The organism is Streptomyces sp. AB3(2024), assembly GCF_041862025.1.
Taxonomy (GTDB): Bacteria; Actinomycetota; Actinomycetes; order Streptomycetales; family Streptomycetaceae; genus Streptomyces.
In genome coordinates, this window is the sequence record NZ_JBGWAB010000003.1 from 80059 (window position 1) to 95078 (window position 15020).

The following is a 15020-nucleotide window of genomic DNA, read 5'->3' on the forward strand; positions in this document are numbered from 1 at the left end:
GTGGGGGCACCCTGATGCCCTTCCAAAGGGTCTGACCTGCGCGGATGCCGTCCAGCGGGTCACCTCGCGGGAAATCTGACGGTGCTTCAGCAGGCGCGCGCCGGACCGGCCGGTTTTCCTCGGAACACGACCCCGTGTCCCCAGGAGTACCCATGCGCCGCAGCACCGCCCACGTGCTCACCGCCACCGCGCTGACCGCCGTCGCCTTCGCCGGCCCGGTCGCCGGAGCGGTGGCCGCCGCGGACCTCGGCATGGCCGGATTCGCGCCCGGGGACTTCGCCGTGCTGGAGGTCTGGCCGAAGTCCGCCACCCCGGGCGCCACGGTCACCGTGAACACCAAGGCCTGCGGCTCCGGCAGCCTCGCCGAGGGAGACGCCAGCACCGTCGGCGGAGGGCGTTTCAAGCTGGTCCCCGGCACGCACAAGGAAGTGGTTGAGGGGCAGTTCCGGGTCGACCACGGCCTCCGGCCGGGCACCTACGGCATCGGCGCGACCTGCGCGAACGGCAAGTTCGCCACCGGCGACCTGGTGGTCACCGAGCACGGCCCGCAGGGCCACGTGCAGACCGGGGTGGGCGGTGGCACGACCACCACCACCGACCCCGCCAAGATCACGGCGGGAGCGGTCGCCCTGGCCGCGGCCGCCGTCGGCGGTACCTGGCTCCTGCGTCGCCGGGCGAGCGGCACGCGGAGCTGACGGGCGCCCACCGCGGCCCCGGCCGCGGTCCGACCGGTACCGCCCCCCGTCGCCCGCCCCGCGAGGTCCCCCCCGTTCGCGGGGCCGGGCGACGGCCAGTCCTGCGAACGGCAACCCACGGAACGGAACGGCACGACGAGGGGGTACGCATGCACGGCGGCTTCCGGCGCCCGCGCGGGCGCCCCGCGGCCGGCCCGGGCCCGACCGGAAGGCGCGGTCCCGCCGGGCTGGTCGCGATCGCCGCCTGCATCGGCATCTGGCTCGTGACCAGCGGCTCCCGTGAGCCCGTCGGGCCCCCGCTGCCCTCCCCCGCCGAGGCGCTGAGCACGCAGGACCGCTACCCGGGGGCCATCGCCCCGCTCACCGGCTCCCCTCCCACCCGGATCCGGATCCCGTCCATCCGCGTCGACGCCCCGCTGACCGGGCTCGGCCTCGACCAGGGCGGCGGTCTCGAAGTGCCCCCGCCGACCCGCCGCGACCTCGCTGGCTGGTACCGGGACGGGACCACTCCCGGCGCGACGGGCACGGCCCTGATCGCGGGACACGTCGACGACGCCAGCGGCCCGGCCGTCTTCTACCACCTGGGCGCGCTGCGCCGGGGAGCCGTGATCGAGGTGGCCCGCGCGGACGGACGCACGGCCGTCTTCACGGTCCACGCGGTCGAGGTCTACGACGCCAGGGCGTTCCCGGACGCGCGCGTCTACGGCCCCTCGCCGCGCGCGGAGCTGCGGGTGATCACCTGCGGCGGCGGTTTCTCGCCGCGCACGGGGTACCAGGGCAACGTGGTGGTCTTCGCGCACCTCACCGGGACGTACTGACCCCCGCCGGTCACCCCCACTGTTCGAAGCCCAGCTTGATCACCAGCGCGCCCACCACCGTCAGCAGGACGCCGCGGACGAAACCGCTGCCCTTCTTGAGCGCCATCCCGGCGCCGATCATCCCCCCGGCCAGGTTGAAGGCCGCCATCAGCGCGGCCAGCTGCCACAGCACCATCCCCTGGTACGCGAACATCGCGAGCGCCCCGGCGTTGGTGCACACATTGACGATCTTGGCGGTGGCGGAGGCGGTGACCAGGTCGAGGTGGAGCAGGGCGGTGAGGGCCAGCACCAGGAAGGTGCCGGTGCCGGGCCCGATGAGGCCGTCGTAGAAGCCGATGCCCAGGCCGGCCAGGCCGATCGCCAGCAGCACCCGCTGCCGGGAGACGGGCGCGGCGGAGGGGGCGGCGCCGAAACCGGGCTTGAAGATCACCACGGCGGCCACCACCACGAGCACCCCCATGATCAGCGGGCGCATTGCGTCCTTGCTGATCCCGCCCGCGAGGGCCGCACCCCCCATCGATCCGGCGAGGGCGGCCAGACCGATCCGGACGGCGAGCTTCACGTCGACCGGGGCCTTGCGCGCGTAGGTGACGGCCGCTCCGGTGGTGCCGACGATGGCCACCGCCTTGTTGGTGCCGAGCACGGTGGCGGGGTGGGCGTGCGGCAGGCCGAGCAGCAGGGCGGGCAGGAGCAGCAGTCCGCCGCCGCCCACCACCGCGTCGATCCAGCCGGCGGCGGCTGCGGCCACGCACAGCACGATGATCATGGTGATTGATATGTCAGGCACGGAACCGACCCTAGGGACAGGTTCGATGCACGTTCCATCAATCCCGGGAAACTTGCGCAAAGGTTGAGCTTCGACCGGCCGGCACCCGGTCCGGGGCCACCGGAGCAGCAGGTTCCACCCATGCCGTCAGCGCCGTCGCGACCAGTACGCCGGCCAGCCCCAGCCCCGCCGCGAGCCGCCGCGCGGGCGGTACGCGGTCCAGCCCGGCCATCCCGGCCCGCAGGACGGAGTCCCGGCGCGGCTTGCGGTGCCGGGCGGCGGCGCGCGGCGCGGCGGCGTCCGGCGGGGACACGGGCACGGCGACGTGCAGGGGGTGACGCATGGCGCGGGGGACCTCTCGGAAGCGGAACGGGAACGCGGGGACGGGAAGCCGGGGGCGGGAAACCGGGGGAAGCCGGGGGAAGCCGGGGAGCGGGCAGCCGGGGGAAGCCGGTGGCGGGGCAGCCGGGGCCGTCCGTGGCCGGGTCAGAAACTGAAGCACTCGCTGTGGACGCGCCCGGTCGGCACCCCCGCCCGCAGCAGCGCGGCGCGCGTCGCCTCCGCCATTGCGGGCGGCCCGCACAGGTACACGTCGTGCTCCACCAGGTCCGGGACGAGCGCGGTCAGCGCCCGCGGGGCCAGGGGGTCGTAGGGGCCGTCGGACGGTCCGAGCAGGTAGTGCAGCCCGGCCCGCCGCCCGGCCGCGATGGCCTCCAGCTCGCCCCGCAGCACGAGCTGCTCCTCGGCCCCGGCCCGGTAGAGCAGGGTGATGTCGCCCGGCCCGCCGGGCAGCGTCTCGAACAGGGCCCGCATCGGGGTGATCCCGACCCCGCCCGCGATCAGCAGCACCTTGGGCCGCGTCCGCCGGGCGGCGGTGAGCGCCCCGAACGGCCCCGTGGCGACGACCCGCGTACCGGGACGCAGCCGGCGGATCCGCCGCGAGTGCCCGCCGAGCCCCTTGACGGTGATCCGCAGGGTGGCGCCGCTGACCGGCGCGGACAACGAGAAGGGCAGCGCCGTGTACCAGAGCCCCCGCCGCAGGAACCGCCAGCGCAGGAACTGTCCGGGCTCGGCCCGCAGCTCCGCGAGGTCCCGCCCGTGCACGACGACGGAGACCACCCCGGGGCCCTCCGCGCGCACCTCGGCGACGCGCAGCGCGTGCCGCAGGGCCTGCCGTACGGGCACCACGGCCCGGTACCAGACCAGCAACACGCCGACGAGGGCATGGGCCAGGGCCCAGAACCAGGCGGCCACCGCCAGATCGGGCCCGGCGAGCTGGTGCCCGAAGGCCAGGGCGGCGGCGAGGTACACGGCCAGGTGCACCCCGCGCCAGGTTTCGTGCGCGAGGCGGTGGCGTACGGCGCGGGCGGAGGTCACGCCGACCGCGGCCAGGAGAGCGGTCCCGGCCGCGGCGGCCGCGAGCGCGGGGTAGCCGAGCAGCCCCCGTCCGGCGGAGAGCACGTCCGCCCCCTCGTGCACGGCGTAGCCGAGCAGGGCCAGGAGCCCGTGCCCGAAACAGAGGAGGAGCACGTGGCGGCCGCCCAGCGCGTGCCAGCGGGCGAGCCGGTCGCCGCCGACGCCGTGCTCCACGGCGGGCACCCGGGCCATCAGGAACAGCAGCACCAGGATCCCGTACCCGGCGAGCAGCCCGGTCAGGTGCGCGGCGGTGGCGAAGAGCGCGTCGAGCCGGGCCGAGGGCCGCACCTGGGCGGCCCAGAGCAGGACCACCAGCCCCGCGCCGCCCAGCATCCCGCCCTTGACCCGCACCGCCACATCTCGCATGGCGCCCACGCTAAGGGCCTCAGGAGCCCTCCCGGCCTCCCTTAAGGACGCCTTGAGGAAGGCCTCACCGGCCCTTAATCCCGGCGCTGAGGTCGGCGTTCCGCCCGGGTAACAGGGGTGATGCGACGGGGAAACAGCGGGCCCGCACGCTCGTGCCATGACCTCGAAACGGCGCGCGGTGGTGATCGGCGGCGGGCTCCCGGGCGTCTGCGCCGCCCGCCGGGTCACTGCTGGGCGGGCTCTCCACCGTGGGCACCCTCGCCCGCGGCCGGGAGGGCGACGCATCACCGGACGCCCCGTTCCACCTGCTCACCGACGACGGAGGCCACTGACATGACCGAGCCCCTGCCCGCGATCGTGCTGATCGGCCACGGCATGGTCGGCCAGCGCTACCTGGAGGCCCTCGCCGAACGCGGCGCCACCGCCACGCACCGGATCACCGTGCTCTGCGAGGAGCCCCGGCCCGCCTACGACCGCGTACACCTGACCTCGTACTTCTCCGGCAGCACCCCCGAGGACCTGTCCCTCGTCCCGGACGGGTTCATGGAGCGGCACGGCATCGCGCTGCACCTCGACGACCCCGCCGAGGGCATCGACCGGGACGCCCGTACCGTCACCTCCCGCTCCGGGCGCGTGTTCCCGTACGACGTCCTGGTCCTGGCGACCGGCAGCTTCCCCTTCGTGCCGCCCGTCCCCGGCAAGGACGCCCCGGGCTGCTTCGTGTACCGCACGATCGAGGACCTCCTCGCGATCGAGGAGTACGCCAGGACGCGCACCGCCGGCGCCGTCGTCGGCGGCGGCCTGCTCGGCCTGGAGGCGGCCGGGGCGCTCAAGGGCCTCGGACTCGCCACCCGCGTCGTGGAGTTCGCGCCCCGGCTGATGCCCGTCCAAGTGGACGAGGGCGGCGGCGCCGCCCTGCTGCGGACCATCGAGTCCATGGGACTGGCCGTGCACACCGGCGTCGGCACCCAGGAGGTGCTGACGGGCGAGGACGGCGCGGTCACCGGGATGCGGCTCTCGGACGGCTCCACCGTCGACACCGGGCTCGTCGTCTTCTCCGCCGGGGTCCGCCCCCGCGACGGACTCGCCCGCGACTGCGGCCTGGACGTCGGCGAACGCGGCGGGATCGCCGTCGACTCCCGCTGCCGCACCTCCGACCCGCGGGTCTACGCCATCGGAGAGTGCGCCCTGGCCTGCGACGGCCGGGTCTACGGCCTGGTCGCACCGGGCTACGAGATGGCCAAGACGGCCGCCGAGGACCTGCTGGGCCGCGAGCGGGAGTTCACCGGGGCCGACCTGTCCACCAAGCTGAAGCTGCTCGGCGTGGACGTGGCCTCCTTCGGCGACGCGCACGGCACCTCCCCCGACAGCCTGGACGTGGTCTGGTCCGACGCGCGCAGCGGCGTATACAAGAAGCTCGTCGTCTCCCCGGACGGGGTCCTGCTCGGCGGGGTGCTGGTCGGCGACGCCGACGCGTACGGGCTGCTGCGCCCGCTCACCGGCAGCGTCCTGCCCGTCGCCCCGGAGCAGCTGGTCCTGCCCGCCGGGCTCGGCCCCGCCACCCAGCTGGGCCCGGCCGCGCTCCCGGACACCGCGGTGATCTGCTCCTGCCACAACGTCACCAAGAAGGCGATCACCGCCTGCGCGACCCTGCCCGAGGTCAAGAAGTGCACCAAGGCCGGCACGGGCTGCGGAGGCTGCCTGAAGGTGATCGGCCAGCTGCTGCCGGCCGCCGCCGACAAGGGGCTGTGCGGCTGCTTCCCGTACACCCGCGCCGAGCTCTACGAGATCGTCCGCACCCGCCGCCTGACCTCGTACCGGGAGATCCTCGACGGTCACGGCCGCGAGGAGGCCCGGGGCGGCGAGGGCTGCGAGGTCTGCAAGCCGGCCGTCGGCTCGGTCATCGCCTCCCTCGCCCCCACCCTGGGAGCGAGCGGCTACGTCCTGGACGGTGAGCAGGCCGCCCTGCAGGACACCAACGACCACTTCCTCGCGAACCTGCAGCGCAACGGCTCCTACTCGGTCGTCCCGCGCATCCCCGGCGGGGAGATCACCCCCGACAGGCTGATCGTGATCGGCGAGGTGGCCCGCGACTTCGGCCTCTACACGAAGATCACCGGCGGTCAGCGCATCGACCTCTTCGGCGCGCGCGTGGACCAGCTCCCCCGCATCTGGGCGCGCCTGGTCGACGCCGGATTCGAATCCGGCCACGCCTACGGCAAGGCCCTGCGGACGGTGAAGTCCTGCGTGGGGCAGACCTGGTGCCGCTACGGGGTCCAGGACAGCGTCCGCATGGCCATCGACCTGGAGCTGCGCTACCGGGGCCTGCGCGCCCCGCACAAGCTGAAGTCGGCGGTCTCGGGCTGCACCCGCGAGTGCGCCGAGGCCCAGAGCAAGGACTTCGGGATCATCGCCACGGCGAACGGCTGGAACCTCTACGTCGGCGGCAACGGCGGGGCCGTCCCGCGCCACGCCGACCTCCTGGCGCAGGACCTGTCGGACGCCGAGCTGGTCCGGCTCATCGACCGGTTCCTGATGTTCTACATCCGCACCGCGGACCGGCTGGAGCGCACGTCGACCTGGCTGGACCGGCTGGAGGGGGGCCTGGACCACCTGCGGGACGTGATCGTGCACGACTCGCTCGGACTGTGCGCGGAACTGGAGGCGCTGATGGCCGACCACGTCGCGCACTACCGCGACGAGTGGGCCGAGACCCTCCGGGACCCGGAGCGGATGCGCCGGTTCGTGTCCTTCGTCAACGCTCCCGGCGCCCCCGACCCGACCGTGAAGTTCGTGCCCGAACGCGGCCAGGTCAAGCCCGACCTGGCCGTCCTGACCGTGGGAGGTCCCGTCCGATGAGCGTGGAACTGCGGGTGGCGGAAGGCTGGCTGACGGTGTGCGAGCTGTCCTCGCTCACCCCGGGGCGGGGGGTCGCCGCCCTGCTGCCCGACGGGAGCCAGGCCGCCGTGTTCCTCGACCGCGCCGGGCGCCCTTACGCGATCGGCAACCAGGACCCCTTCACCGGCGCGCACGTCCTGTCGCGCGGGCTCCTGGGGTGGGCGGCGGGCCGGCCGTTCGTGGCCTCGCCGCTGCTCAAGCAGCGCTTCGACCTGGAGTCGGGGCGCTGTCTGGACGACGAGGAGGTGGCGGTCCGGACGTACCCGGTACGGACCGCCGCGGCCTCGTAGCGCAGGTCAGCCCTGGACCATCGAGGGGTCCATCCACATGATCTCCCAGGTGTGGCCGTCGAGGTCGTCGAAGGCCCGGCCGTACATGACGCCGTGGTCCTGGGCGGGCCGGGGCTCGGTGGCCCCGGCCGCCAGGGCCCCGTCCACCAGCGCGTCGACCGCGGTGCGGCTCTCGGCGCTCAGGCAGAGCAGTACCTCGGAGGTGGTGGTGGCGTCGGCGATGGCCTTGTGGGTGAAGTCCTTGTAGCGGGCCTCGGTGAGGAACATCGCGACGATGCTCTCGGTGATGGGCATGGACGCGCAGTTCTCGTCGGTGAACTGCGCGTTGAAGGAGTAACCGAGCTTGCCCCAGAACGCCTTGGTGGCCTCCAGGTCGCTGACGGGCAGGTTGACGAAGATCATGGTGGCCATCTCGGTCTCTCTCTTCTCTCGTGTGGTGCTTTCGAGAGGTAGACCGCGACCCTCCGGCGAACTCATCGCTCTGCGGGAAACTTTTTCGAAGTTTCCCTGCAGCGCCATGAACCCGCAGGTCAGAGCCGTGCGCACCGGGTCAGGACACCACGGCGCCCCCCTTGAGGAGGGCCGCGCCCAGGGGAGTGACGGTGTGCAGGACGGCGTTGCCGTGGCGGAGGGTGGTCACCAGGCCGGCTTCGCGCATCACGCAGGCGTGCTGGCTCGCCGAGGCCAGGGACACCCCGGCCCGGCGGGCCAGTTCGCTGGTGGTCGCCCCGTCGCCGATGGCCCGCAGCACCACGGAGCGGGTGTGGCCCACGAGCTTGCCCAGGGTCCGCTGGCGCTGTTCCTCCGCGGGCCGGGCGGCCTCGCCGCCGGCCGTCGAGGAGGCCAGCTGGGCCGCGGCCGGGTAGACGAGCACGGGCGGCAGCTCCGGGTCGTGCAGGGTCACCGCGGTGCGCCGGCAGAAGAAGGAGGGCTGGAGCAGCAGCCCGCGCCCCCGCAGCCGTACGTCCCGGTCCACCGGGTACTCGCACTCCAGCACCGGGGCCCGCCAGCGCAGCATCGGCGGCAGCGAGGCGAGCAGCTCGTCCGCGCCGCCGTCCAGCAGCGCCCGGCCGCGCGCCGCGCGCTCCGCCTCGATCTGGGCCTGGATGTGGGTCCAGTACGGCTCCACGGCCGCGCGGTGGTAGCCCCGCAGCTCGCCCAGGAGCCGGGGCAGGTGTTTGGTGCCGCCGTCGATGAACTCCCGCAGCCGGGTCGGCGTAGGGGTCCCGAAGGCCGCCCCGAAGCCCGTCCCGGCGCCCGCGCCCACGAGGGACAGCTCGCGCCGCAGCCGTTCGGGCCGGAGCCCGCGCAGGGCGTCGAGGCCCACGTCCCATCCGTACTGCCCCTCGGCGGGGGTCAGGAAATCCGGGAAATAGCCGCGCGCGGGTATGAGCGCACCCAGCAGCCTTGTTTCACCATTCAACCGGCTACGGGTTTCCGTACGCCATTCACCGAACAACCGGACATCACGCCGGTCTCTTAAGCGGTGAAAACTCAGAATCGTTTCCCACAACGCATCGGGACGTCCTGCCATCCGTACGCGTGCCAGGTCCACTCCAGTGAAATGGATACGAAGCACCGAACCCCCAGCTGTGCAACCGCAATCCCCCCGCCCTATGAGTATGCATGCCGTCACACGTGGTCACCACGCCCTTTCGGCCACAGTTGAAACCCCTTTCGGCAGGGGCGTGACAAGCGAAATCCTGTACTCCGCCAGGCACACTCCGGTGCGACCGAAACGCTCCGTGAAGGCCGTGGGGGGCTTTGCGGGGCCTGGCGGTCGGTCGCACAGGGAAGCGCCGACGTGCCTGGCAGATAGGCGGCAGGCGGTGGACGGGTGGGGATCCGTCCACCGCCTGGCGCCGTAAAGACTTCGTTGAATATGCGGCGATACCCGGCTCCGCCGCCGCCTTCGAAATGAAGGCGCGCCTGCCCCCGGAGGTCAGGCAACCGGGGACAGGCGCGGTCAGGGGGGAGCGGCAGCGGCCGCTCCCGGCGGGGCTCAGCGGCTGTCGGAGCCCTTCGCCTCGGCGGCCGCGCGGCCGGCCTCCAGGCGCGCCACCGGGATCCGGAAGGGCGAGCAGGAGACGTAGTCGAGGCCCACCTCGTGGAAGAAGTGCACCGACTCCGGGTCGCCGCCGTGCTCACCGCAGACACCGAGCTTGAGGTCGGGGCGGGTGGCACGGCCCTGCTGGACCGCGTAGCGGACGAGCGAGCCGACGCCGTCCTTGTCGATGGTCTCGAAGGGCGAGACCCCGAAGATGCCCTTCTCCAGGTACGCGGTGAAGAAGCTGGCCTCGACGTCGTCGCGGGAGAAGCCCCACACCGTCTGGGTCAGGTCGTTCGTGCCGAAGGAGAAGAACTGCGCGGCCTCGGCGATCTGGCCGGCGGTCAGGGCGGCGCGCGGCAGCTCGATCATCGTGCCGATCGACAGCTTGAGGCTGGTGCCGGTGGCGGCCTCGACCTCGGCGATGACCCCGTCGGCCTCGTCGCGGACGATCTCCAGCTCCTGGACGGTGCCCACGAGCGGGATCATGATCTCGACGCGCGGGTCGCCCTTGGCGTTCTTGCGCTCGGCCGCGGCCTCGGCGATCGCCCGGACCTGCATGGCGAACAGACCGGGGATGACCAGGCCGAGGCGGACGCCGCGCAGACCCAGCATCGGGTTCTGCTCGTGCAGCTTGTGCACGGCCTGGAGCAGGCGCAGGTCGTTCTCGTTGGCGTCCTTGCGGGACTCGGCGAGGGCGACGCGCACCGACAGCTCGGTGATGTCGGGCAGGAACTCGTGCAGCGGCGGGTCGAGCAGCCGGACGGTGACGGGCAGGCCGTCCATCGCCTCGAACAGCTCGATGAAGTCCTTCTTCTGCAGCGGCAGCAGGGCCGACAGGGCGCCCTCGCGCTCCTCGTCGGTGTCCGCGAGGATCAGGCGCTCGACCATCTCGCGGCGCTCGCCGAGGAACATGTGCTCGGTGCGGCACAGGCCGATGCCCTGGGCGCCGAAGCGGCGGGCGCGCAGCGCGTCCTCGGCGTTGTCGGCGTTGGCGCGCACCCGCAGGCGGCGCACGCGGTCCGCGTAGGCCATGACCCGGTGCACGGCGGCGACCAGCTCGTCGGCGTCGTCGGCGCCGGCGTGCATGCGGCCCTCGAAGTACTCGACGACCGGGGACGGTACGACGGGTACCTCACCGAGGTAGACCTTGCCGGTGGAGCCGTCGATGGAGACGACGTCGCCCTCTTCGATGACCGTCTCGCCGACCGTCATCCGGCGGCGCTTGGTGTCGACGTCGAGCTCCTCGGCGCCGCAGACGCAGGTCTTGCCCATGCCGCGGGCGACGACGGCGGCGTGCGAGGTCTTGCCGCCGCGCGAGGTCAGGATGCCCTCGGAGGCGATCATGCCGTCGAGGTCGTCGGGGTTGGTCTCGCGGCGGATCAGGATGACCTTCTCGCCGGAACGCGACCACTTGACGGCCGTGTACGAGTCGAAGACGGCCTTGCCGACCGCCGCGCCCGGGGAGGCGGCGATGCCGCGGCCCAGCAGGGTGGTCTTCGCGTCCTCGTCGAACCGCGGGAACATCAGCTGGGCCAGCTGGTGGCCGGTGACGCGCTGCAGCGCCTCGGCCTCGTCGATGAGGCCCTGGTCCACGAGCTGGGTGGCGATGCGGAAGGCGGCGCCGGCGGTGCGCTTGCCGACACGGGTCTGGAGCATCCACAGCTGACCGCGCTCGATGGTGAACTCGATGTCGCAGAGGTCCTTGTAGTGGGTCTCCAGCTTCGTCATGATCGCCATGAGCTGGTCGTACGAGGCCTTGTCGATGGCCTCCAGGTCCGCGAGCGGGACGGTGTTGCGGATGCCCGCGACGACGTCCTCGCCCTGGGCGTTCTGCAGGTAGTCGCCGTAGACGCCCGCGTGGCCGCTGGCCGGGTCACGGGTGAAGGCGACGCCGGTGCCGGAGTCGGGGCCGAGGTTGCCGAAGACCATCGAGCAGATGTTGACCGCGGTGCCCAGGTCGCTCGGGATGCGCTCCTGGCGGCGGTAGAGCTTGGCGCGGTCGGTGTTCCAGGAGTTGAAGACGGCCTCGACGGCGAGGTCGAGCTGCTCGCGGGCGTCCTGCGGGAACTCTCGGCCGGCCTCCTTCGAGACGATCTTCTTGAAGGCCTTGACCAGCTTCTTGAGGTCGGCGGCGTCGAGGTCGGTGTCGACGGTGACCTTCTTGGCGGCCTTGGCCTCGTCGAGGGCGTCCTCGAAGAGCTCGCCCTCGACGCCGAGGACGGTCTTGCCGAACATCTGGATGAGACGGCGGTACGAGTCCCACGCGAAGCGCTCGTTGCCGGCCTGGGCGGCGAGGCCGACCACGGACTCGTCGGAGAGGCCGATGTTGAGGACCGTGTCCATCATGCCCGGCATGGAGAACTTGGCTCCGGAGCGGACGGAGACCAGCAGCGGGTCGTCCGACTGACCGAGCTTCTTGCCCATCTTCGCTTCGAGGGCGGCGAGGTGCGCGCCGACCTCGTCGCGCAGCTCGGCCGGGGCCGAGCCGCTCTCCAGGTAGACCTTGCAGGCCTCGGTGGTGATGGTGAAGCCGGGGGGCACGGGGAGACCAAGGTTGGTCATCTCGGCGAGGTTGGCTCCCTTGCCGCCGAGAAGGTCCTTGAGGTCCCGGTTGCCCTCGGTGAAGTCGTAGACGAACTTCTGATCTTTGTTTTCCGACACGGGTCTCGACTCCTCGAGGACTCGGGTGGCTGCCCTGACGGCCAGGAACATACCCAGATCGAAGGCTTCTGGGTACGTCCACTTGGCCGTCATGCGGCTGTAACCACCCGTGCGCCACCAGATCGAAAGTAACTCACGGGTAAGGAAAACCCCCTCGCCGCGTTCAGAACCCGAAGGGGGAGGGGGGCTTTGAGGCCTGATCACGCTCGGATGAGCGATCATCGATATATTTGCGTTCAAGACTTGAACACACAAAGGGTGGCACCCAGTGCCACCCTTTGAAAGTCTTACCCGTGACTTATGTGCTCATCTGAGCGAAACCCCTCCCATGCGTGGCGTATATCACGCCGCACGGAGGGCGATTTGTCAGCCTCCGGAGGTGTCCAGCTCGGCGTCTTCGCTCACGCCGGCGCAGTCGTACGGATCGTTCAACCAGCCCTCGGGCAGGACAACCCGGTTGTTTCCGGACGTCCGGCCGCGCGGACCGTCCGCGCTCTCGGGCCACGGCTGATCCAGATCGAGCTCGCTCAGATGAGCGTCCAGTTCGGCCAGGGAGGACGTGACCGCCAGCTTCCCCCGCATCTCTGACCCCACCGCGAAGCCCTTGAGGTACCAGGCCACGTGCTTACGGAAGTCGATCACCCCGCGCGCCTCGTCGCCGATCCACTCCCCCAGCAGCTGCGCGTGCCGGACCATCGTGGCCGCGACCTCGCGCAGCGTGGGCTTGTGGAAGTCCTCGGGCCTGCCCTCGAAGGCCGCCACCAGGTCGTTGAACAGCCACGGCCGCCCGAGGCAGCCGCGCCCGACCACGACGCCGTCGCAGCCGGTCTCGCGGACCATGCGCAGGGCGTCCTCCGCACACCAGATGTCGCCGTTGCCGAGCACCGGGATCTCCGGCACGTGCTCCTTGAGGCGCGCGATGGCCTCCCAGTCGGCCGTGCCGCCGTAGTGCTGGGCGGTGGTGCGGCCGTGCAGGGCGATGGCGGTGACCCCCTCCTCGACGGCGATCCGGCCGGCGTCGAGGTAGGTGAGGTGTTCGTCGTTGATGCCCTTGCGCATCTTCATCGTCACCGGCAGGTCGCCCGCGCCCGCGACGGCCTCGCGCAGGATCGCCCGCAGCAGGTTGCGCTTGTAGGGCAGGGCCGAGCCGCCGCCCTTGCGGGTGACCTTGGGGACCGGGCAGCCGAAGTTGAGGTCGATGTGGTCGGCGCGGTCCTCTTCGACGATCATCCGGACGGCCTTGCCGACCGTCACCGGGTCCACCCCGTACAGCTGAATCGAGCGGGGCTTTTCCGTCGCGTCGAAGTGGATCAGCTGCATGGTCTTGTCGTTGCGCTCGACCAGGGCGCGGGTCGTGATCATCTCGCTCACGAACAGCCCCTTGCCGCCCGAGAACTCGCGGCAGAGGGTGCGGAACGGGGCATTGGTGATGCCGGCCATCGGCGCGAGCACCACCGGGGGCTGCACGGTGTGCGGGCCGATCGCGAGCGGCGGGGGGAGCGTGGTCATCCCCCCATTGTCGCGCATGCCCCTGTTGTTAGTTAGACGTACTATCGGCGGCATGCATCACATGAGTCACCGGCGGCGCGTGCTCGTCCTGGCGATCTGCTGCATGAGCCTGCTCATCGTCAGTCTCGACAACACCATCCTGAACGTCGCGCTCCCTTCGATGCGCCACGAACTGCACGCCTCGGTCTCGGGCATGCAGTGGACGATCGACGCGTACACCCTGGTCCTGGCCTCGCTGCTGATACTGGCCGGGTCCACGGCCGACCGGATCGGGCGCCGCAAGGTCTTCGCGGCGGGCCTGGTCCTCTTCACCGCGGGCTCGGCGCTCTGCTCGCTCGCCCCCACCCTCGAATGGCTGATCGCCTTCCGGATGGTCCAGGCCGTCGGCGGCTCGATGCTCAATCCGGTCGCCATGTCGATCATCACCAACACGTTCACGGACCCGAAGGAACGCGCCCGCGCCATCGGCGTCTGGGGCGCGGTGGTGGGCATCTCCATGGCCGCCGGGCCCCTGATCGGCGGCCTGCTGGTGGACTCCGTCGGCTGGCGGTCGATCTTCTGGGTGAACCTGCCCGTCGGCCTCTTCGCCCTCGCCCTGACCCTGCGCTACCTCCCCGAGTCCCGGGCCGAGCACCCCCGCCGGTCCGATCCGGTGGGCCAGCTGCTGGTCATGGTCCTGCTCGGCGCGATGACGTACGGGATCATCGAGGGCCCGGCGGCGGGCTGGACCTCCCCGGTCATCGTCGGCTGCGCCCTGGCCACCGTGGCCGCGCTGATCGCGCTGATCGTCTACGAGCCCCGGCGCGCGGAGCCGCTGATCGACCCCCGGTTCTTCCGGAGCGCTCCGTTCAGCGGGGCGACGGTGATGGCGGTGGGCGCCTTCGCCGCGCTGTCCGGGTTCCTCTTCCTGAACACCCTCTACCTCCAGGACGTACGGGGGCTGGGCGCCCTCGACGCCGGGCTCTACATGCTGCCGATGGCCGTGCCGGCGTTCCTGTGCGCGCCGCTGGCCGGCCGGCTGGTCGCCACCCGGGGGCCGCGGCTCCCGCTGCTGATCGCGGGGGTGGCGATGGGGGCGAGCGGGCTGCTGTTCGCGATGTTCTCGGCGGAGGGCTCCACCCCCCTGATGTTCGCCGGGTACGTGCTCTTCGGCATCGGCTTCGGCCTGGTCAACGCCCCGATCACCAATACGGCGATCTCCGGGATGCCGCGCGCCCAGGCGGGGGTCGCGGCCGCCGTGGCCTCCACCAGCCGGCAGACCGGCGGGGCGCTGGGCGTCGCGGTGATCGGCGCGGTGCTGGCCGCCGGAACGGCGGGCGGCGGGGACTTCGCGGCGGCCACCCGGCCCGCCTGGTGGATCATCACGGCCTGCGGGCTGCTGGTCCTGCTGGTGGGCGCGGCGACGACCGGCGCCTGGGCCGACGCCACGGCCCGGCGTACGGCCCGCGAGCTCGAACCGGCCCTCAGCCCCAAGGCGGCCGCCGCTCCCCCCGTGGCCTGACGGGCCACCGGTCCACGGCGGGACCGCGGCCGCTTCACACCCACGGGTGA

At 72.2% G+C, this 15020-nt stretch carries 12 protein-coding genes; 5 read left to right on the plus strand and 7 right to left on the minus strand.

Features of this window, described 5'->3' with window-relative positions:
- Positions 1–152 precede the first annotated feature (152 nt).
- Positions 153–695, plus strand: a complete 543-nt coding sequence (locus tag ACEPPI_RS02095; protein ID WP_373913519.1) for a hypothetical protein — start codon at positions 153–155, stop codon at positions 693–695.
- 149 nt (positions 696–844) lie between these two features.
- Positions 845–1513 carry a class F sortase gene (locus tag ACEPPI_RS02100; protein ID WP_373913520.1) on the plus strand — a complete coding sequence of 223 codons (669 nt, stop codon included), beginning with the start codon at positions 845–847 and terminating at the stop codon, positions 1511–1513.
- Positions 1514–1523: 10 nt separating this feature from the next.
- Here the strand turns inward: ACEPPI_RS02100 and ACEPPI_RS02105 are convergent, their stop codons facing one another.
- The 3 genes from ACEPPI_RS02105 to ACEPPI_RS02115 all read right to left on the minus strand — a co-directional run bounded on the left by ACEPPI_RS02105 (position 1524) and on the right by ACEPPI_RS02115 (position 4061).
- A complete protein-coding gene (locus ACEPPI_RS02105; RefSeq protein ID WP_373913521.1) occupies positions 1524–2300 on the minus strand; it encodes a sulfite exporter TauE/SafE family protein in 777 nt (258 codons plus the stop codon).
- A 37-nt stretch (positions 2301–2337) separates the two neighbouring features.
- Positions 2338–2622, minus strand: a complete 285-nt coding sequence (locus ACEPPI_RS02110) for a hypothetical protein (RefSeq protein WP_373913522.1) — start codon at positions 2620–2622, stop codon at positions 2338–2340.
- Between the two features lie 143 nt (positions 2623–2765).
- The gene (locus ACEPPI_RS02115) at positions 2766–4061 is read right to left on the minus strand and encodes a ferric reductase-like transmembrane domain-containing protein (RefSeq protein ID WP_373913523.1); all 1296 of its coding nucleotides are present in this window, start codon (positions 4059–4061) and stop codon (positions 2766–2768) included.
- A gap of 333 nt (positions 4062–4394) precedes the next feature.
- Between ACEPPI_RS02115 and nirB the strand changes: the two genes are divergently transcribed.
- Both nirB and nirD read left to right on the plus strand, forming a co-directional pair.
- Positions 4395–6920 (plus strand): nitrite reductase large subunit NirB, encoded by a 2526-nt coding sequence (nirB, locus tag ACEPPI_RS02120; RefSeq protein ID WP_373913524.1) that lies wholly within the window; start codon positions 4395–4397, stop codon positions 6918–6920.
- Positions 6917–7249, plus strand: a complete 333-nt coding sequence (nirD, locus tag ACEPPI_RS02125; protein WP_266838905.1) for a nitrite reductase small subunit NirD — start codon at positions 6917–6919, stop codon at positions 7247–7249. Before nirB ends, nirD begins: the two co-directional genes overlap by 4 nt.
- Positions 7250–7255: 6 nt before the next feature.
- Here the strand turns inward: nirD and ACEPPI_RS02130 are convergent, their stop codons facing one another.
- The 4 genes from ACEPPI_RS02130 to dusB form a co-directional block, all read right to left on the minus strand.
- Positions 7256–7660, minus strand: a complete 405-nt coding sequence (locus ACEPPI_RS02130) for a VOC family protein (protein WP_373913525.1) — start codon at positions 7658–7660, stop codon at positions 7256–7258.
- Positions 7661–7799: 139 nt separating this feature from the next.
- The gene (locus ACEPPI_RS02135) at positions 7800–8828 is read right to left on the minus strand and encodes an ArsR/SmtB family transcription factor (protein ID WP_373913526.1); all 1029 of its coding nucleotides are present in this window, start codon (positions 8826–8828) and stop codon (positions 7800–7802) included.
- Between the two features lie 423 nt (positions 8829–9251).
- Entirely contained in the window at positions 9252–11960 is a 2709-nt protein-coding gene (gene ppdK / locus ACEPPI_RS02140) for a pyruvate, phosphate dikinase (RefSeq protein WP_373913527.1), read from the minus strand.
- A 366-nt stretch (positions 11961–12326) separates the two neighbouring features.
- The gene (gene dusB / locus ACEPPI_RS02145; RefSeq protein ID WP_373913528.1) at positions 12327–13487 is read right to left on the minus strand and encodes a tRNA dihydrouridine synthase DusB; all 1161 of its coding nucleotides are present in this window, start codon (positions 13485–13487) and stop codon (positions 12327–12329) included.
- 34 nt (positions 13488–13521) lie between these two features.
- Between dusB and ACEPPI_RS02150 the strand changes: the two genes are divergently transcribed.
- On the plus strand, positions 13522–14970 hold the full coding sequence (locus ACEPPI_RS02150; RefSeq protein ID WP_373913529.1) for an MFS transporter: 1449 nt from the start codon (positions 13522–13524) through the stop codon (positions 14968–14970).
- Positions 14971–15020 lie beyond the last annotated feature (50 nt).